Origin of the sequence: Scytonema sp. PCC 10023 (assembly GCF_963920835.1) — a bacterium.
GTDB lineage: Bacteria > Cyanobacteriota > Cyanobacteriia > Cyanobacteriales > Nostocaceae > Kalymmatonema.
This window is the reverse complement of sequence record NZ_CAWUDP010000088.1, coordinates 12,779-30,285: the sequence shown is the minus strand read 5'-3', so window position 1 is coordinate 30,285 and position 17,507 is coordinate 12,779. Positions and strand designations below refer to the sequence as shown.

The 17,507-nt window shown below is 43.2% G+C and carries 15 protein-coding genes; 7 read left to right on the top strand and 8 right to left on the bottom strand.

The window, feature by feature from the left end; genetic code table 11:
- Nucleotides 1-599: 599 nt before the first annotated feature.
- From ACM0OZ_RS36720 to ACM0OZ_RS36710, 3 genes are all read right to left on the bottom strand, one after another.
- On the bottom strand, nucleotides 600-1,391 hold the full coding sequence (locus ACM0OZ_RS36720) for a hypothetical protein (RefSeq protein WP_414587769.1): 792 nt from the start codon (nucleotides 1,389-1,391) through the stop codon (nucleotides 600-602).
- Nucleotides 1,392-1,613: 222 nt separating this feature from the next.
- A complete protein-coding gene (locus ACM0OZ_RS36715; protein ID WP_414587768.1) occupies nucleotides 1,614-1,961 on the bottom strand; it encodes a hypothetical protein in 348 nt (115 codons plus the stop codon).
- 2 nt (nucleotides 1,962-1,963) lie between these two features.
- Complete coding sequence (locus ACM0OZ_RS36710) at nucleotides 1,964-2,482, bottom strand: transposase (RefSeq protein WP_414587767.1); 519 nt, start codon at nucleotides 2,480-2,482, stop codon at nucleotides 1,964-1,966.
- Nucleotides 2,483-2,653: 171 nt separating this feature from the next.
- Here ACM0OZ_RS36710 and ACM0OZ_RS36705 point away from each other — a divergent pair, with 171 nt between their 5' ends.
- Both ACM0OZ_RS36705 and ACM0OZ_RS36700 read left to right on the top strand, forming a co-directional pair.
- On the top strand, nucleotides 2,654-2,902 hold the full coding sequence (locus ACM0OZ_RS36705; protein ID WP_414587766.1) for a hypothetical protein: 249 nt from the start codon (nucleotides 2,654-2,656) through the stop codon (nucleotides 2,900-2,902).
- 127 nt (nucleotides 2,903-3,029) lie between these two features.
- Nucleotides 3,030-3,356: a hypothetical protein gene (locus ACM0OZ_RS36700; protein WP_414587765.1), complete on the top strand. Its 327-nt coding sequence runs from the start codon at nucleotides 3,030-3,032 to the stop codon at nucleotides 3,354-3,356.
- 232 nt (nucleotides 3,357-3,588) lie between these two features.
- Here the strand turns inward: ACM0OZ_RS36700 and ACM0OZ_RS36695 are convergent, their stop codons facing one another.
- Nucleotides 3,589-5,643 (bottom strand): caspase family protein, encoded by a 2,055-nt coding sequence (locus ACM0OZ_RS36695; RefSeq protein ID WP_414587764.1) that lies wholly within the window; start codon nucleotides 5,641-5,643, stop codon nucleotides 3,589-3,591.
- A gap of 279 nt (nucleotides 5,644-5,922) precedes the next feature.
- On the opposite strand from ACM0OZ_RS36695, the gene ACM0OZ_RS36690 reads away from it, so the two are divergent.
- From ACM0OZ_RS36690 to ACM0OZ_RS36675, 4 genes are all read left to right on the top strand, one after another.
- Nucleotides 5,923-6,063 carry a CHAT domain-containing protein gene (locus ACM0OZ_RS36690; protein ID WP_414587763.1) on the top strand — a complete coding sequence of 47 codons (141 nt, stop codon included), beginning with the start codon at nucleotides 5,923-5,925 and terminating at the stop codon, nucleotides 6,061-6,063.
- A 21-nt stretch (nucleotides 6,064-6,084) separates the two neighbouring features.
- Nucleotides 6,085-9,687, top strand: a complete 3,603-nt coding sequence (locus tag ACM0OZ_RS36685) for a CHAT domain-containing protein (protein WP_414587762.1) — start codon at nucleotides 6,085-6,087, stop codon at nucleotides 9,685-9,687.
- Nucleotides 9,678-12,428 (top strand): CHAT domain-containing tetratricopeptide repeat protein, encoded by a 2,751-nt coding sequence (locus ACM0OZ_RS36680; RefSeq protein WP_414587761.1) that lies wholly within the window; start codon nucleotides 9,678-9,680, stop codon nucleotides 12,426-12,428. The genes ACM0OZ_RS36685 and ACM0OZ_RS36680 overlap by 10 nt, the downstream gene beginning before the upstream one ends.
- A 641-nt stretch (nucleotides 12,429-13,069) precedes the next feature.
- Nucleotides 13,070-13,612: a hypothetical protein gene (locus tag ACM0OZ_RS36675; protein WP_414587760.1), complete on the top strand. Its 543-nt coding sequence runs from the start codon at nucleotides 13,070-13,072 to the stop codon at nucleotides 13,610-13,612.
- 21 nt (nucleotides 13,613-13,633) lie between these two features.
- Here ACM0OZ_RS36675 and ACM0OZ_RS36670 read toward each other — a convergent pair whose 3' ends face one another.
- Both ACM0OZ_RS36670 and ACM0OZ_RS36665 read right to left on the bottom strand, forming a co-directional pair.
- A complete protein-coding gene (locus ACM0OZ_RS36670; RefSeq protein ID WP_414587759.1) occupies nucleotides 13,634-13,936 on the bottom strand; it encodes a hypothetical protein in 303 nt (100 codons plus the stop codon).
- Between the two features lie 34 nt (nucleotides 13,937-13,970).
- Nucleotides 13,971-14,921: a ParM/StbA family protein gene (locus tag ACM0OZ_RS36665; protein ID WP_414587758.1), complete on the bottom strand. Its 951-nt coding sequence runs from the start codon at nucleotides 14,919-14,921 to the stop codon at nucleotides 13,971-13,973.
- A gap of 305 nt (nucleotides 14,922-15,226) precedes the next feature.
- On the opposite strand from ACM0OZ_RS36665, the gene ACM0OZ_RS36660 reads away from it, so the two are divergent.
- Nucleotides 15,227-16,483 (top strand): ParM/StbA family protein, encoded by a 1,257-nt coding sequence (locus ACM0OZ_RS36660; protein WP_041042286.1) that lies wholly within the window; start codon nucleotides 15,227-15,229, stop codon nucleotides 16,481-16,483.
- Between the two features lie 85 nt (nucleotides 16,484-16,568).
- Here the strand turns inward: ACM0OZ_RS36660 and ACM0OZ_RS36655 are convergent, their stop codons facing one another.
- Nucleotides 16,569-16,994, bottom strand: a complete 426-nt coding sequence (locus ACM0OZ_RS36655; protein ID WP_041042288.1) for a hypothetical protein — start codon at nucleotides 16,992-16,994, stop codon at nucleotides 16,569-16,571.
- Nucleotides 16,995-17,105: 111 nt separating this feature from the next.
- Nucleotides 17,106-17,462: a hypothetical protein gene (locus tag ACM0OZ_RS36650; RefSeq protein ID WP_414587757.1), complete on the bottom strand. Its 357-nt coding sequence runs from the start codon at nucleotides 17,460-17,462 to the stop codon at nucleotides 17,106-17,108.
- Between the last annotated feature and the right edge of the window lie 45 nt (nucleotides 17,463-17,507).

Below are 17,507 nucleotides of genomic sequence, written 5' to 3'. Positions count from 1 at the left end.
TCGGTACTTTCCAAATAGCACTAGCTTTAACCCTTTACGCTTGTTTAACTATTCGGTTCTAGAGCATGGGACTAGACAATGCATCCCAAGGTAGGAGCTTTAACTCTTGCTGATAACATAGTACCGAAGTACTTAGTCTGGTCAACTAGGGCTTTTTGGTTTAGAGCCTAAACTCCTTGCCTGAAGCCCACGGCTTAAAGCCGTGGGTGTTGACTTTAGCTTGATAAAGAGCCAACATTCTTTGCTGCTCAGTTCTAGACGGCAGAGGCATTGTCCTTCTTTCTTCCACAGAAACTTTAATCAAAGCTGATTGTTCACGACTGGGCAACCCAAAAGTATCATAAGCAATGATTAAAATAGTGAACAGCTACCTACGCAGGTACTAGTACAACGCGGCGTAAATAGGGCAACCATTTAAAATCCCTAGAAACCTCATTCCATAATACTTTTGACTTTTGACTTTTGACTTTTGACTTTTGACTTCCGCCTTGCGGTACCAGCCGCAGTGAGAAGATTGACTTGGGACATCTTGATACTGCGCTTCCTTGATACTGCGGGTACCTGGTAACTGATAACTGATAACTGATAACTGGTAACTGTCAAAAAGCCAGTAGCCTTTCTGCCCTCTCCTTGTCCTCCAGTACAGCACGTCGCATCATGTGTTCAGTCGGAGTCGCCGGGCTTTGCAGACTGGAGAGAATCTTTTCACAACGCCTGATTTCTTCTACCAGCGCCTCTACTTCTTCAGATTGAGCATCCACATACTGTGCTACTTCTTCCTGCATCTCCTGCCAAGTTTGGGGTAAGTCTGGCTCAATTTGGGGTTCTCCCTTCACGAGGCTTGATAAATACAGCGGCAAAGGTAAGCCGGATTTTTTATAGCCGCTTTCAATAATCAGTGCAGCCTCTCCATCAATGAGGCGCAATACAAGAGTGCGCGAGCCGTACTTATTTTTTTCCCACTCCATCGCTGGCTTGGGCATTTTTGGCTTAGGTGGCTTCTGGTACTGTTTAATTTTTTCAGCAGTGGATAATTGGGTATCGTCTTCGGTGAGGTGTGCTCTGGCGTCCTCATTCCGTTTCTGTCCGAGTTGCAGAAGGACATATAAGCCGAGTTTTGGGGGCAGCTTGTCGGGGAGATTATCGGCAATCTCAGCAGCTTTGATAAACTTGTTTATTTGAGTTTTTACCAGTCCTACCGCTTCCAGTCCTTTCCCGAACTGGCGCTTTGTTTCTTCTTTTACTTGCGCCAGATACTGACCAAACTTCAACTGCTGGTCATTGATGAACTCAAACCACTCTCTTATTTTGAGAAATCTTTCGTCAGTTTCGGTGGAGATGCCAGAATTTTCTGGGCAGGCGATCGCATCCGTGATGGTTTCTGCTATCATGGCTTTAAGAAATATAATGTTTCAAACAAAAGCGCCTAGTTTTCCAGACAGGGGCGCTTTGTTTTGTTTATTTTACCATGTTGCGGGAATTTTCTCAGAGGAATTTGGAGGGCGATCGCAAGGGAATTTGTGCCCCGAATAGCGATTGCGCAAAGCGCAGTGCCCCGAATCGCAATCGCAGCCATCCCAAGCGCCTAACTCACCCTGAGCACCTGGGCGATATTATTGTAATTCGCCTGGTTTAAGAGAAAGCGCTTCGTTAATCTTAGTACCGAGATGACGAAGCGCCCTCTCTTTGACATATTCACAAGCACTTCGAGCGCTCTCTGCCAAAATCGTGTCAGTGTTTGGGGTAAGTTTAAGCGCTCCTCCAAGGTATCCCAGCGCTTTACAGTAATAATCAGCCAGGTTTGTAGCTGCTAAACGCTTTACCCGTTGATGATTGCCAGCGCGGAAAGCGGATAAAGCTTCGGCGTGTAGGTCATTTTCTGGTGTACCTAAGACATCGATGATTGCATCAACTGCGCGGTTCACTTGTTCAACAGTGAATTCTTGTTGTGTTGCTTGCATAATTATTCTCCTTTTAACCAATCATTGTTGTGTTCTGCCGCTACTTGAGCAGCGTAAAGAGTATCCCAGTTTCTATCTATGTGTTCTTGAATGATTCGGCTAATGTATTTAGTGACACTGCCGCCGTCGTAAAGAATGGCAACTTTTAGTAAAGCGATGTTTTGCTTGCCTAACTCTATGTAGTTGAGCCAACGTTGGATCATGCTGTTGCCAGGAAGAATGATGTGCCCGAGTGGATTTTTAGGCATCTCATCATCCAAGATTGGTTGCTTGTAATGGGGAAGTGCTTCAACTCCTTGGTCAACAACCGTCTCTACCCATGCATCTACATCCATCTCCCTTTTAGCAACATCCATCTTGGCTAGGTCGGTGTAGTACCGCCTATTTCGCCCCAGCCATCCCCTGACATACTGAGTCACCAAGACTTTTTCTGAGTCACCCGTTGCCTCCCTAAATGCTGTAAGCCTTTCATGGTTTTCTGGGCTTATGTAGTAGTACGTCATCGGGAATCGGTATGCCATCCCATTTTTCCGTTAAGTAATATTGAAATAGGTCATCATAAAAATACCCTAACATTAGTTAGACGTGATAGCATACTTTCACGAACAAAACTTAAACGCCCTTGGCAGGACGCGACCCCGCCAAGGACTTCCCCATCCGTAGAAACGACCTACAGAAGGAGCAACATTATTATGGTGCAAAACGACTGCATAATTCCTGCATTAAGCCTGGAAGAATTCCTGTCAAAACACCCTATGAGGCATGAGGATTTAGCCCGCCTTTTGGGTGTATGTGTTGATGCGGTGAATAGCTGGTCATGCAAACGACGTAATCCACGACCACAAATATTGACTCATTTGGCAACTATTGACGAGCGCCTAACACTCAATCCAGAGCTAAGAAAAGCATTCGTTAAAGATGTACAGGGTACAGTAAATTAGCGCAATTATCAAAGAAACTGTACGCTGTACGTTGCTGCCTTTGGGCAGCTTTTTTAATGTGAAAAAAGACGAGGCTGAGAGCCTCAGCCTCGCCCCCCCATGTTATGAGAAAAAACTACACACTATTATGTCACTTACATTCCGAGAAGCAAAAACCCAACTAGGTGCAGGCACAATCGCCGAAATCAAGAGCATTCTTGACCAACTAGGAAGACCGACTACTGAGCCAATCTCATCAGAAGATTTTGACATTCTCAGAGGAATCTTTCCACTTATCAAAGAAGGAATGAGCTTAGAAGATGCGTTAGCGAAGCTTTCCGTTCGCGAAGCGTCCCGAAGGGAAGGAATCGCCGTCTACAACCAGCAGCCTGAACCATTGCCCGAACAGCCAGCACCCAGTATAGGGGTCTTAGTAGCAAACGACCAGAAAACCGGGTTAAGCCTGAAAATCTGATGATATAAGGATTCTACACCAGCTACGGTTAGTTGCCTTTGATTATCACACTGGTACTACTCAACGAGAAAACAAGGGTTGTAGCTAACAAACACTTCTGTATTATTCATGTAATATCGCTTAACCCGGTTTTCTGCTCCAATGATTCTCATGCCCCAGTTATTGGTAGTGGGGATATATTTGCAGCTTGGATGCATAAGTCATGACAAGAAAATTTCTACCTTAACATTACTTAAAGTTGTAGAAAAAACGATCGCTCTACCGTTGTCCACTCCTCTTCTGGTCGGCGATGATTGCGGAGGCGACTGCGGATTGCATCGCGTCCATCATCTCCCATCCATGCTATGTCTAGTAATTGTCTTAAGGGGTTGTTGTTAACTTGTCTGCGTTCAAAAGATTCTTGCACCCTGAGGGTAAAGTCAGTTTCACGGGTTGTAGCCAGAAGTTTAAAAGTTTCAGTTTCCCCAATTGGTACTTGTTTGTTCGCAGCTGGCACAAAAGGAAAGTCAGAGGGTATGGCGATCTGAATTTCGTCGCCGGAACGCACGCCTATCTCAATGGATTGCCCAGGAGCCAACTGCTCATTAGACCCCTCAATTGGGTGAAGCAAACTAACTGCCCCTGTCAAACCAAAATCAAGAATACCAATGTAGATAGGAGCATTGTGCTGATTGACTATTTCTAGAGCAATCTGCTCGCCATCCTTAAAAACAATTTGCCCGCTACTATTTTCTGGTTCTGCCGCTACCCAAGAACCATCGGCTGCTTGCCGTTTAAGAATAAATTTGACTTTGTCTTTGAGCAGACAATCTGGATTAGGATTTTGCAAAGATAAAGTCTGACGATAGCGCACTACCTTTTCCAAGTTATCACGGACTACCTTAACTGCACCCGTGTTTGTAACGATTTGGGGGGGAACTATCAGTTGACCATCTTTGCCGACGACAGCCCAAGTAGGTTGCTTGGCAACCCCTAGTTGTGGCACTGCATCCCCTTCTCTGACTTCTGTTCGGGGTGGAATTAGATAAATCCGTGCATCAGCTGTTTCGCCTGCGGAAATATGTTGTATCAAACTAGACACTAGTATTAAATCCATCAACTCGCTGACGGCAGTTTCGTAGCCGATAGGGGCTTGAATTTCCACCTTTAAACACATCCGACCGTAGGAATGAGTTTCTTCTAGGGCGCGAGTGCCAGTTACAATTGCATCCTCATGAGATTCTTCCAGAATTTGAGCATCACAAGTCACAGCCCTAACCGCCGTAATCTCTACAAGTCCGAGTTTGGGAGTTTCTGTTGTAACTTGCTTGGTTCCTGAAGGGTAAATCGCCCACCGCGAACCAGGCGTCATCCCGTGTGCTGCACCAGCACCCAAAGTCACTTGATTACCTGTACGTTCCCGAACTGATACAAAGCGCATCGGCTCAATCTCTTCGGTGTCAAACAATAACCTGTCCCGAGCTCCTTCCATTTGCGGGTGTTGGAGTGATCGCACTGCCGAGACTTGGGGACTCACCCATTCAAAAATGTCGCGGTAGGTAGTACCAGGTTGAGCGCTACGCAAGGCTTGACCCAGAAAATACGTTAATGCTCCATGCTGAATTATACTATCAGTTTGAGTCGGTGTATACTCGTAGGCTTTCTCTTCATCCCGGCAAGCTGCAATTAGCACGTAACGCTCACTTAGAGGTAGCCAGCCACTCGGTCCGCTATCCCGCACACCTCGACCCAACTCAGCTAAAACTGGCGAAGGAGGCAGTTCCTCAATAGGACGTAGGTCTGGTTCTACCCAGCGTTCATTCGCACCAAAGGGGTCACGGCTAATCGTACCAGAATGGCAGCAGTCAAAGAGTAGGGTGATATGCGGTGTCTTTTCGCTCAACCGCAACAAACGCAGATAAATTTCGTCATCGGTAATATCCCGGTTTGGGTTGGGGCTGCGTCCGCTATCGTAAGGTACGATAGTTTCATCCAAGCCGTCTTTTTCATCTCCCTCCCGGTCTGTCATCTGGGAACCGTGCCCACTATAGTGAATAACGACAATATCATTTTCACCAACGCTGTCAACCAATGCATCCATAGCAGCCAAGATACCGTCACGAGTTGCTTGTTCGTCCCGTAAGACGGCGATCTGGTCAGATGGAAACTCAAAGTTCTCTTGCAGGATTTTGGACATGAGTTCTACATCGTTGACGCAGCCAAACAGTTGATTGATTTCAGGATATTGATACTTATTAATGCCAATTAGTAAAGCCCATTTACAACTTTCTTCAGTTCTAGCAAGCATCAACTGTACCTTTTGTCTAAATGCTTTGAACGGTTAGCATACATCAGAGAGGCAACATTCCTGGTTCTGCAAACAGATCGGCGAAAAGATCCGGAATGCTGTCACATCAGTAAGTAGCTTCAGTATATTCCTACAAATTGGCTGCGCCTCATTCCATACGAGCAGTACCAAAAATCTGGAGAAATGTAAAGATGAGTACACAACCACACCAAGTGATTGAACAAGGTATTCAGTATCGTATCTCTTTGGTCAATTCCGGATGCACCTACCGCTCTGCTGATGAAGCAATTCTATGAGAACTTAAAACACTACGACAAAGCTCAAGCGTTGTGTCAAGCTATGCTGAAAACTTTGGAAAAAGCCGCTCATTTCAGAAACTGGGCTGCTTTTACTTTAATCGGTGAAGCCTTTGTGAATTGAAGTTGATGAAAGTTGCTCTTTATGGATGAAAATGCTCTCAGCCAAAAAGCCGATCTATTCCTCATGCAAGGAATTGAGTATTATGAAACCCATGAATTTGAAGCTGCGTTAGAATCCTGGGAACAGGTGTTGAATATTTATCGAGAAATAGGCGATCGCTATGGAGAAGCAGCTATCCTGGGAAGTATTGGTAGTGTTTATAACTCACTTCAACAATATCACCAAGCAATTGTCTATCATCAAAATTCTTTAGCAATCAAACGCGAAATAGCTGACTTCCAAGGCGAGGCTGACTCACTGAATGCTTTGGGTAATACTTACTTTTTTCTCAAGCAATATCAGCAGGCAATTGAATCCTATCAGCATTCTTTAGAAATTGCACAACAAATTAACTACTCCCAGATAGCAGCGAAATCTCTAAGTGATATTGGTGCTGTTTACTACAATTTAGAAGAGTATCGGCAAGCTATAGAGTATTATCAAAAGTCCCAAACCTTGCAACATAAAATTGGTGAGTTGCCAGAAGAAGCCGACTCTCTTAAGAACATTGGTGCTGCTTACTACAATTTAGGAGAGTATTACCTAGCTGTAGAGTACCACGACCAGTGTCGATTGCTGCGACAGCAAATAGGTGACTTACAAGGGGAAGCCGAATCTCTCAAAAGTATAGGTGAAGCTTACTACTTATTAAACCAATACCAACAGGCTATTGATTACTATCACCAGTCTTTGCAGTTGAAGCAGACAATAGGCGATCGCGCTGGGGAAATAGAGTGTTTGGATCATCTAGGTGCTGGCAACTATCGTCTCGGTAAATACCAACAGGCTATTGATTACTATCACCAGTCACTACAATTGAAGCAAACCATGGGTGATCGCCTTGGAGAAGCTGACTCCCTAAGAAGTTTGGGAAATGTATATAGTGTCTTGGGACAATACCACCAGTCTATCGAGTATTGCCAGAAGTCGTTAACGCTTGCACATGAAATCGGCAACTTACAATTACAAGCTTATGCTTTAGGAGAACTAGGTAATCTTCACTACCTGCTAGGGGAATATCAGCAGGCTATTAACTACCATCAACAATCTTTGGATATTAAACGCAAAATAGCCACTTTGCCTAATAGCGATCGCTTTACGAACCACCGTGGAGAAGCAAGTTCTTTAACGGGTTTAGGCAATGCTTACTGCGCTTTAAGTCAGTATGAGCGAGCCATTGAGTATCATCAACAGGCATTCTTCATCCATCGAGAAATTGGAAATTTGGAAGGTGAGATGGTTTGCTTGGGAAACTTGGGAAACGTTTTTAACCTTCAAGGAAAATACGAGCAAGCCGTTGATTCTTATCAAGAATCTCTATCAGTCGCACAAAAAATCGGCAACCGCCACAGCCAAGCTCAAGTGCTATTAAATTGTGGCAATGCTTACTTTTACTTGGGACAATATTTCCAGGCTCTCGAATACTATCAACAGTCCTTAGACATTGCCCAACAAACTAGTAATTTGGCAGGGGAAGTGACTGCTTTGGGCAACTTAGGCAATACATACGAAGCTTTAGGAAAGTATCAAAAAGCACTTGATTATATCCAGCAATCATTGCCCATTAAGGAAAGAATTGGGGATAAGAGAGGTTTAGCTGAATCACTTGGGAATTTGGGTGCTATATACAAAGTGCTGAGGCAATACCAGAAAGCTATTGATTACCATCAGCAGTCATTAGCTATTAAACGGGAAATAGGCGACAAGGCAGGCGTTGCAAATTCATTAGGTAACCTAGCTGGTATCTACAACTCTTTGAAGCAATTTCCCCAAGCCTTTGATTGTTATCAGCAAGCACTGGACATCACGCGGGAAATAGACGACAAGGCAGGAGTTGCTGCTTACCTTGGCGGGTTAGGTAGCCTTTTTTCTTCCCAAGGACAATATCAACAAGCGATTGATTATCTTCAGCAGTCTTTAAAGATTAAACAAGTTATTGGCGATCGCAGAGGAGAAGCGAAAGCTCTTGGTAATCTGGGCAACTTTTACCAAGCCACAGGTGAATTACAATTGGCTATTGATTATTATCAAAGGCAGTTGCAGCTTGTTCAAGAGATTGGCGAACGAGAACAGGAGGGAAATGCTCTCAACAATCTCGGCGCAACTCTACTTCAAACTAATAATCTTACAGCTGCAGAAAGCATACTTTATCAAGGGATCGAGGTTTGGGAGTCACTGCGTTGTGGATTAGAAGATGTTGATAAAGTCTCGATTTTTGATGGGCAAGCTCTCACATACCGTACTCTGCAAGAAGTCTTGGTTGCCCAAAATAAAATTGAAGATGCTTTAGTCATTTCCGAGCGAGGTCGTGCTAGAGCGTTTGTAGAGTTACTGACTGAACGGTTATCTCTCCAAATGGTGACTCAATTAACTCAGTCGCCACCTACGCTGTCAGAAATTAAACAAATCGCTCAACAACAAAATTCCACCATTGTGGAATATTCGATTGTGGATTCTGGCAATCTCCTACTCGTTTGGGTTATCAAGTCAACGGGTGAAATTGCCTGTCGCTTGGTCAATCTCCAACTTTTTTACCAGCAACACAACATTTCTTTAGAAAACCTTGTCGCCTCGAGCCGTGAAGTTATCGGTGCAAGGGGGCGCGATACCAGTAGGGATGAGAATATCGAGACTGAAGAGCGTGACGCGGTGAGACTAAAATCAAAAGACGTTACAGATACAAATTACAAACAACGCCTACAGCAACTGTATCAAATTCTGATTCAGCCGATTTCTGACCTTCTACCAACAGATGATTTCGCTCGTGTCATTTTTATTCCTCAATCGTATCTATTTTTGGTACCATTCCCAGCTTTATGCGCTCCCTATGAAAACTACCTGATTGAAAAACACACCATTCTCACTGCTCCTTCAATTCAGGTACTAGGAATTACCAGAAAAGTTGCTTTCACAAGGCACGAACAGCAACAACTAAACCCTTCTGAATTTACTAAGCACGCTTTGGTGGTAGGAAATCCCAGCATGCCCAAAATTGTACTAGAAGTCGGACAGCCACCTCAACAACTCAATCAGCTGCCAGGAGCACAACGGGAAGCAATTGCTATTTCCTCGCTTCTGCAAGTCGAACCAATCACTGGCGAACAAGCGACCAAGACTTGGATTATACAACAAATGCCAGATGCCAAGATAATTCATTTAGCCACTCATGGGTTACTGGATGACCGCAAAGGGATGGGAGTTCCTGGAGCGATCGCGTTGGCACCTTCTGAACACGATGATGGAGTTTTGGTTGCAGAAGAAATCCTCAACCTCAAGCTGAATGCGGAACTGGTAGTGTTAAGTGCTTGTAACACAGGCAGAGGAAACTTGACAGGGGATGGTGTTATTGGGCTGTCTCGCTGTTTTATTGTTGCAGGTGTGCCTAGTATCGTCGTTTCTTTGTGGGCAGTGCCGGATGCTGCCACAGTGTGGTTAATGACAGAATTTTATCAAAATTTGCAGTGCGGTTTAGATAAAGCTCAAGCTTTGCGTCAAGCAATGCTAGAGACAAAGAAGCAAAACCCTAACCCAAAAGCTTGGGCTGGGTTTACATTAATAGGTGAGGTTGAATCTTTATGGAGTTGAAAGATGTGCAAACCACTAAAGCTGAAGCCGATCAACTGCTCCAGCAAGGTATTGAGCAGTATAATAGTGGTCAATCATCAGCTGCCATACAGTGTTGGCAACAAGCACTAACAATCTATCGAGAGATTGAGGAGTATCAGGGAGAAGCTGATGCTCTAGAAACTCTGGCAGATGTATATTACGACCTTAAAGATTATGTCAATGCTATTGAGTTCTATCAGCAGTATTTAGCCTTGGCGCGAGAACTTGGAGACAAACACAAGCAACAAGTAGCTTGGGATAGCCTGGGTAATGCTTATTACAGCCTGGAAGAAAATACGCAAGCAATCGAGTCTTTCCAGCAGAGTTTGATGATTATCCAGAATCTTCAAAATCCTCAAGAGGAAGTCAAAACTCTCAACAAACTGGGACTGGCTTATGCAGCTCTCAAAAGGTACTCTGAAGCAATTGATTATTATCAGCAAGGTTTAGTTATTGCAGGGGAATTTCAATACCGCCAGGAAGAAGGGTGGTTACTCGACGGTTTGGGCGAAGCTTGCTGTGGTCTCAATAATTATAGCCAAGCGATTGAGTGCTACCAACAAAGTTTAGCGATCGCCCAGGAAATAAAAAACCGCCAAGATGAAGCATGGGTACTGGAAAATTTAGGTCAAGCATACAATTTCTCAGACAACTATGTTCAGGCGATTGAATCCTATCAACAGTGTTTGGCAATTGTCGAAGAACTTCAAGCTTCTTCCCCACAACAAAGACATCTGCATCGAATGCAGGGAAATGTTTTGTGCCAACTTGGAATGGTTTACGATTTAATCGGCGAACATACCGCCACAGTTGAATGTTATTTGCAGAGTTTAGTTATTGCCCAGGAACTCCAAGATTTAGAGATGGAAGCGCAATCTTTAAAATTATTGGGTGATGCTTATAACATAGGACTCTATGACGAAGGTATTGAACACCTACAGAGGTCTTTAGTGATCGCACAGCAACTCCATGACAGAGAGTGGGAGGGGGAAGCTTTAGCAAGTTTGGGAGTTACTTACTATTTTAAGGCAAATTACACCCAAGCCATTGAGTTTTCTCAACAAAGTTTGATCATTGCTAGGGAATTCCACAACTACAGATTAGAGAGAAAGGCTCTAACAACTTTGGGCAATACTTACGATGACTTACAAAACCATGAACAAGCAATTGAATATTACCAGCAGGCTTTAGCATTGACACGAATGCTGCGAGAATTGGTCTCAGAGGCAGGATTATTGAATAATTTGGGTATGTCTTTCTTTCGTTCTGGCGATTTGGAGAGAGCAGAACAAGTCTTACGAGATGGGATAACAATTTGGGATTCTATTCGAGCACAATTAGGCGATCGCGATACTTATAAAGTATCCATTTTTGATACTCAAGCTAAAACCTATCGTAGTTTGCAAGAAGTTTTGATTGCTCAAGGAAAAACTAACACTGCTTTGGAAGTTGCTGAGCAAGGTCGTACACGTGCGCTAGTTGATTTCCTAACTAACCGATTTTTGCCTGAAACAGTTTCTCAAGCCTCCTCCAATTTTTTGACAATTGAACAAATAAAACAAATTGCCATAGCCCAAAAATCAACATTGGTTGAATACTCATTTATCTATCACAGTCTTAAAGGGAAAGAGCAGCCAAAATACCGAAGCTCTGCACTGTTAATTTGGGTGATTCAACCTACAGGAGATGTAACATTTAGATCGGTAGACATAACATTTTTGAAGCGACAAAATACTCCTCTAAGTGAACTGGTAGAAATTACTCGTGACTCCATTGGGGTGAGGGGACGAGATGCAATCAGAGTGACCAAAAATGAACCTCGAACAACAACTAACCAAAGACTACAGCAACTTTACCAAATTCTCATTGAACCAATCGTAGACCTTTTACCAACAGAACCTGATACCCATGTAATTTTTATACCTCAAAGTTCCTTGTTTCTGATTCCCTTTTCAGCCCTTTGCGACTCCTCGAACAAGTATTTAATAGAAAAGTACACCATTCGTATAGTCCCCTCCATTCAGGTGCTTTCCATTACCCAAAAGCTTTCAGGTTTATTTGCTCAACAAAAAGAAAATTTTAGGCAAGATTTAGCTCTAGGAAATGCATTGGTTGTAGGAAATCCAATTATGCCAAAAATTTCCTTAAAAATTGGACAGCCACCTCAATCGCTAAGACCTTTACCCGGTGCTGAACGAGAAGCAAAAGCTATTGCTCCTCTCCTAAATACTCAGCCTATTATAGGTGAAGATGCAACCAAAGTTGCCGTTTTGCATAAGATGCTGAAAGCGCAAATTATTCACTTAGCAACGCATGGATTACTAGATGATTTTCATGAAATTGGCACACCTGGTGCGATCGCGTTATCTCCATCAGGGGAAGATGATGGGCTGCTCACAGCAGGAGAAATATTGAAGCTGCAACTCAATGCAGAACTGGTAGTTTTAAGTGCTTGTGACACAGGTCGAGGTCGCTTGACTGGTGACGGTGTTATAGGTTTGTCTCGCTCCCTAATTTTAGCAGGAGTGCCTAGCATGATTGTATCGTTATGGGCAGTGCCGGATGCTCCAACTGCGGAATTAATGACAGAGTTTTATCAAAATCTGGAGCGAGGTTTTGATAAAGCTTCTGCCTTGCGTCAGGCAATGTTAACTACAATGAAACAACATCCAAATAATCCGAAAAACTGGGCTGCATTTAGCCTAATTGGGGAAGCATAATACCCTAGTAATTTTATTCTCTCAGTAATTCTAATTGGAGCAGTTTCGGGTGGTTTATAATTCCAAATCTTTGCCAGAGCCTTGTTATTCCCTTTGGGAGCTGCCCTGGGCAAATCTCGCATTACACTCACGTGATCGCAGTCATAAGACAATTGTAGTGCTATATACTGCATCCGAGGGCGTGCAGTGTCAAAACTATTTTCAATAAAATAAAGTTATTGAGAAAGTAGGGAATGTAAAAATGACCCTACTAAACATACCTTGTTTCAAAACTGGGACTTCACCGTAGGGCAATTCCTTTAGGGAGAGGGTGCGACCGAGCGCAAATCAAGCTACAGAGTGGGTTCTGGGCGAAGTTCAGTCATGTTTACCCAAGTCATGATATCTAGGAATAAGGTAGGAAAATACTCCGAGTATAGTACGGCTTAACTTTTACCTTACTCTTCCCCTGTTGAATGATATTTCAACTAAAATAATAAACTTAAATATACATTTAGTTGTTAATTACCTTATTTTTGGAGAGTGGAGTAATAACTGAGTAAGAGTTGGATAAGAGTAGGGTATGGCACAACTCTCATCAGTGGGATATTGTAGTGTTAATTACAAATAAATTGCTGAGAATCCCCATTTTATTGAGATTTATGCCAAGAAAGAAAGATTTAGAGTCATCGGTGATGCTGACGGTGATAAGGAAAAAGTCAACACTTGAGGGGAAGGTGCTGGAGTATATCAAGGAGAGTGAAGAGGGAGGGAGCGATTTGGCAATGGCAGCTATCATGCCGCGATATAAACCGTATTACTTACGTAAAGCTGGCGTGCGGGGAGAAGAACTACACTCCTGTGTTTTGGATGCGATCGCGGATTTAGAAGCTGAGATAGTCAAGTTAAAACGGGCATTTGGAATGGAGGGACTTGCCCAAGTAGTGCTAGTTCAACCTTATAATGGAGTTCCTTCAATGGGTGCAACTCTTACAACTGCTAACTTGGTTCCTCCAAAAGAGTCTTTTTTTGGTTTGAGTGAACCTGCTTCCGTTGAATCTGCTGCAGCAACTGAAGTGTCGGTGTCAGCAGACTTGGATGAAGGGGAAGCTTCAGACGATGATGACGATTTTTTTGATGACGATGAGGATGACCCAATTGCCAAAGCAGATATAGAAGTTGATGCGGGGTTTCGTTTAGAATGAGAAAACTCCGTCTAAACTCATTCACAATTCCCAATCCAGCGTAAAAGTTTCCTCACCATCTTCTGATTCAACTTGGGGGTCATTTGAGGTATAAGTTGAATCATCAACAGTGGGCTGATTTTGTTGTATGGGGGTTGTATGGGTGTTAACTACTGTAGACTGTACTGGTAAAACACCCTGCTTAAACGCAAAGTAGCAATCAACAATAAAGTAAAGCGTCTCAAGGTAACTTTTACCTAATCGTTGCGATTCTGCAAAGATACGCTCGCGGTAACTATCTTTGATTCGGACTTTTTCTGGAGTTTTATCTTGCTGAGAAACCATGTTATTGTGGTGGTTCACTGTTGACGATTCACTGTTAACTGTTAACAGTCATCACAATTGCTTTAGCCATTTGTAATAGCCCATAAGAATTAGCCTCTACCGGGTTTTCTAGAATTTCAAACCCGTTTTGTATGAGCAGTTTTTTAAACCCAGGCAGTAAGCACCCGCCACCAATAGCCCAAATTTCATCCCCTTGGTGTTTGGCATCAAGGGCGAGATTGACAGGCTTTTTCAGATAGCTTTCATACCAATCTTTAAGACAAGTGGTGTAAACTTCTTTGATATCAATATCACGGCTGTATTTGGTATGTCCCATTTCAAGGCAAAAGCGAATTTTCGATAAGTCCCCAAGCTTACCACCGTTGAGATGTTTCATCTTCTTGGCAATCTCACCGATGAGAACTTCCACTCCAGCAGCGTAGGGGGTATGTACTTCTCTTTTACCTTGATTGTAACGAGAATAAAGTGTTGTACCATTCCCAAAATCTACGACAGTTAACTTTTTGGGCAGCTTTCGACCAAACAAAGCACCCATACCTTCAGGTACGACTTTGAGAACCTCTACTTTAACATCAGATAGCTTGCCAGCGAGCATTGGTTGATATTCACCGTTAAGCACTCTTAGCAAATCATCAGTGAGAGCCACATCATGCAAACTGACAACTAGCTTTAAATGCCAAACTTTACGATGTGGCAAATGAGCCAATGCACCCAATAAAGTGATAAGCGCGTTGTTGATTTTATTGATATTATTATCTGTATTACGCTCAAAGTAATACCCAGTCCGGAAAGCCGACTCACCAACAGTGTAGGCATTACCGTTAAAAACCACCCGACCGGGGACATCTTCCATTTCTTCTCGTGAGATGTAACTTGGAATTCTAACGACATCAAAACCATCGACCAACAGTTTGACGCTACCATAGCCATTATCAAAACCCGCACAGAAAATCTTTTGATTCGCGTGAATGTTCTTAGAACTCATAGGGGTCAAGTGGGGTATAAAGCCTCAATAAGTTTAATATACCCCAAGAGAACCCCATATACATCCCTTGTAGGTGTTAATTTTACCGAAAAAGTTTGGAAAAATTTTTGGGGTATTTATAGCCCCTATTTATACCCCATTAAAAATTAAAATATCGTCGGTTAAAGAATCTCATAATTCGTGATTGTAAAATTTTTTCTAAAACAGCGTAATGCTGTTGTAAAGAAGGCTTTTTTCTATACCAAGATAATACTGGCAACGGTTAAATTGTAAGCAATAGTAGAGATTAATTTAAACCTTTATATATGTCTAAGACCAAGGGGAAACCAGATTTAAAAAAGATAGTCATCACGATAGACATGGGTGCAAGTAAAACCAAGGCTATTGTGCAAGAGTACCCTGAAGGAAAGCCTGTGGTCTTACTTTTAGATTCAGAAGTAGCTGATGTTGCTAAGGCTTCGGTTGAAAGTGTTGAAGCAGAAGGTAACCCCTCTTCTCGTGCTTGGGTAGGAATAGGTGGTGAGTATTGCGCTTTAGGAGAACTTGCCCGCCGTCGTTTCGGGGGTATATCGCAACTAAAAGAACTTAAATACGAGTTAGCAGTCCCCAAGATATGCGGTGCAATCTGGCTAGCGAAGGAGAAGTTGAACTTTGATAACGATGTTGCAGCTTACTTGAGTATCCTGCTGCCGCCGGGGGAGGTGCAAGACTCCGAACAGTTACAAGTTCGCTTGAAGGATGCATTTCGAGGGTTTGATACGCCAGCGGGTAAGATGCGAGTGAAAATGCTTCGTTATGATGCAGCTTCTGAGGGTAGTGGGGTATTTTTCCACCGCAGGAGGGTGCTTGACGAGAATATGCCTGCTTCGATGTACGTGATGCTTGGTTATCGCAACGCGAGTATTTTCACTGTTCGAGGTGGCATTCCGAGTGCGGGAATAACTAGTAATTTCGGTATGTCTTGGCTGGTAAACAATTTCACTTCTAAGGTATCGGGACTAAGCCCTGATAATCCCAATATTGTCGAGGTGTTGGTAGAAGCTGGGGTTAGTTGTGACCCCCAGGTGCTTCAAAAACTCTCGCGCAAGCGCAAACGCGAGGAGGTTCAAATTGATGGCGAGTTGATGTCTAAGGCTTTATTGCTTGCCAGAGATGAGTATTGGCGTGTGATTGTGAGGTGGTTGCGCTCAAAAATGGATGAAGATATCGAGGAACTGATCTTTTGTGGAGGGACTGCTGATTACATTCGCCCAGAAATAGACGCTTACTTCCAAAAAGAGGGGATTAACGTATCCTGGCACGCCGACATTTTTATCCCTGATGAGATATCTTCTGGCATGGGTAATCGAATGGTGGATGTCTATGCGCTGCACCAGCATATAATTATTCAGTTTGATAAACTGACTGGTTATGCGCGCTCTGAAGTAGTGGTTTTAGCTGAATCTTCTGGAGTTAGTGCAGGTGATAGTACAACTACAACCACAGACGACCCTTTTTCTAAATTTGATTTTACGCCTGTTTCCCGCCCCAATGTTTTTATAAGAGTTAACGAAAATGCTTGAATTATTGTAGATGTAGAGTAGTGGGTTAAAAAAAATCAGCTAGAACATGGCTGTGCGGAACAGTTGCGCTCTAGCTGAATCTTTTTTAGTTGGAAATATTGTCAGTGGTTTCGGTGGAGTTATCAGTTACAGTGGGAGCATCTACAGTGGGAGCATCCATCTCGGCATATTTCTTCTGCTGTTCTTCACGACGTTTCCAAGACTTGCGGTTGTATACCAACAAGTCTTCCAAACCCATGTTGAACTTTTTTTGTGCGAATATTAACAACTGTTCGATGGTGTAACGGCGGTCTTCGGGACGACCAAAGCATATTTCAAACTGTGCTTTAAACGCTGCCCAGTCGAAATTGTCAGCCCCTAATTGTCGTTGTGATTCGCGTCCGTACAAATCTCGGATGGAGTAGAAAATTGCATTGTACTTCCGCACATCAAATGACTCAACTTTGAATTGCTCCATAGCCGAATCATCGATTACAATAGCTTGGGTTTTAGTAGATTTTAAGCCAGCCATAATTGTCTCCTAGATGATTTTTTTCAGGAATGCTGGGCGTATGCCCGTGTAAAGAAAAAGAAATCCCACTCAAGACACGAGTGAGATTTCCTTACGATGTAGACTTATTGATTAAGCGTCTGCAGTTTCTTGTTGTTTCCAGCGTTCGCGTTGTTTCCAAGTCCTTTTGTTGACTTCGAGTAGTTCTTCTAGCCCTTTGTTAAAGTGCTTGATAGAATACTCAATCATTTGTTCTACGTTGTACCTGGGATTTTTGATAGTACCGAATGTTGCAACAAACCGAGATTTGAACTCATTCCATTGGGCTTTGTTCCAGTTAATTTGAGACTGCGCTTGGATGGTCTTGCCCCAGGTTTCCTGCAATCCATAGTAGACTGCCTTGAGCTTGCGCTCATTGTAGTCAGCAATCTGGTAAATGCCCATTGCGCCGTCATCAATTAAGCTAACTTTCTTAGTTTTAGTAGCCATAGTTATCTCTTGTACGATAGATATTTCTTAGAGAATTAGCGTAAG

Coding starts and splice junctions, on each gene's coding strand:
- ACM0OZ_RS36720 (WP_414587769.1), bottom strand. CDS start 1,391: ATGATAGCAGAAACCATCACGGATGCGATCGCCTGCCCAGAAAATTCT.
- ACM0OZ_RS36715 (WP_414587768.1), bottom strand. CDS start 1,961: ATGCAAGCAACACAACAAGAATTCACTGTTGAACAAGTGAACCGCGCA.
- ACM0OZ_RS36710 (WP_414587767.1), bottom strand. CDS start 2,482: ATGGCATACCGATTCCCGATGACGTACTACTACATAAGCCCAGAAAAC.
- ACM0OZ_RS36705 (WP_414587766.1), top strand. CDS start 2,654: ATGGTGCAAAACGACTGCATAATTCCTGCATTAAGCCTGGAAGAATTC.
- ACM0OZ_RS36700 (WP_414587765.1), top strand. CDS start 3,030: ATGTCACTTACATTCCGAGAAGCAAAAACCCAACTAGGTGCAGGCACA.
- ACM0OZ_RS36695 (WP_414587764.1), bottom strand. CDS start 5,643: ATGCTTGCTAGAACTGAAGAAAGTTGTAAATGGGCTTTACTAATTGGC.
- ACM0OZ_RS36690 (WP_414587763.1), top strand. CDS start 5,923: ATGAAGCAATTCTATGAGAACTTAAAACACTACGACAAAGCTCAAGCG.
- ACM0OZ_RS36685 (WP_414587762.1), top strand. CDS start 6,085: ATGGATGAAAATGCTCTCAGCCAAAAAGCCGATCTATTCCTCATGCAA.
- ACM0OZ_RS36680 (WP_414587761.1), top strand. CDS start 9,678: ATGGAGTTGAAAGATGTGCAAACCACTAAAGCTGAAGCCGATCAACTG.
- ACM0OZ_RS36675 (WP_414587760.1), top strand. CDS start 13,070: ATGCCAAGAAAGAAAGATTTAGAGTCATCGGTGATGCTGACGGTGATA.
- ACM0OZ_RS36670 (WP_414587759.1), bottom strand. CDS start 13,936: ATGGTTTCTCAGCAAGATAAAACTCCAGAAAAAGTCCGAATCAAAGAT.
- ACM0OZ_RS36665 (WP_414587758.1), bottom strand. CDS start 14,921: ATGAGTTCTAAGAACATTCACGCGAATCAAAAGATTTTCTGTGCGGGT.
- ACM0OZ_RS36660 (WP_041042286.1), top strand. CDS start 15,227: ATGTCTAAGACCAAGGGGAAACCAGATTTAAAAAAGATAGTCATCACG.
- ACM0OZ_RS36655 (WP_041042288.1), bottom strand. CDS start 16,994: ATGGCTGGCTTAAAATCTACTAAAACCCAAGCTATTGTAATCGATGAT.
- ACM0OZ_RS36650 (WP_414587757.1), bottom strand. CDS start 17,462: ATGGCTACTAAAACTAAGAAAGTTAGCTTAATTGATGACGGCGCAATG.